This is a genomic window from Cellulomonas fimi (assembly GCF_028527925.1).
GTDB classification, from domain to species: domain Bacteria; phylum Actinomycetota; class Actinomycetes; order Actinomycetales; family Cellulomonadaceae; genus Cellulomonas; species Cellulomonas fimi_C.
In genome coordinates, this window is sequence record NZ_JAPESW010000145.1 from 1 (window position 1) to 687 (window position 687).

Genomic DNA, 687 nt, shown 5'->3' on the forward strand with positions numbered 1-687 from the left:
AATATCCATAACGTGTGCCGTGGGGACTGGTTCGTTGCCTACTGTGTTGTCGTGACCACAAGATGGAGACTGTGTGTAGTGGACTTAATGTCATCTTTTTTTTTTTTTCTTTGTGATGGTCGCAGACGGCCGGGCCGCGCTTGAAGCGATGCACCGACAGCCCGTGGACCTGGTGCTGACGGACTGCCAGATGCCCGTCATGGACGGCTACGTGATGACCCGCACAATACGGCGCAGAGAGCGCATTGCCGGTACCGGGCGCATGCCGATCATTGCCTTCACCGTCACCCTGGGAACCGAGCAGATACAACGTTGCTTGGCGGCCGGCATGGACGCCTGGCTGCTCAAACCGGTGACCTTCGAGCAACTGCGCGACATCCTCACCGTATGGCTTCCCGCTACCGGGGAACTGCGCGAGCAGCGCAGGCCACCTGCACAACCGGACTGGCCGACCCGCATGAGCCTGGTCGACACCTTCGGCAGCGCGGCGACAGTGAAGCACCTGTTGCAAACCTTGGTGCGAGAGGCGCAAATCGACCTCGCGGCGCTGGCCGAGGCCAAGCGCACACGGGATGCCTGCGCCGCTGCAAACCACCTGCACCGATTGATCGGCAGCGTAGCGTTTCTGGGTGCAGGCGCCCTGGCAACCCGCGGCATACAGATGATCGAAGCCGTGGCGAGGGAAGG

Annotated in this window: 1 protein-coding gene; it reads left to right on the forward strand. The window is 61.7% G+C overall.

The window, feature by feature from the left end; genetic code table 11:
- Positions 1-163: 163 nt before the first annotated feature.
- Positions 164-687: response regulator (locus tag OMK64_RS20175; protein WP_272730137.1), on the forward strand; the 524-nt coding region annotated here is incomplete at its 3' end.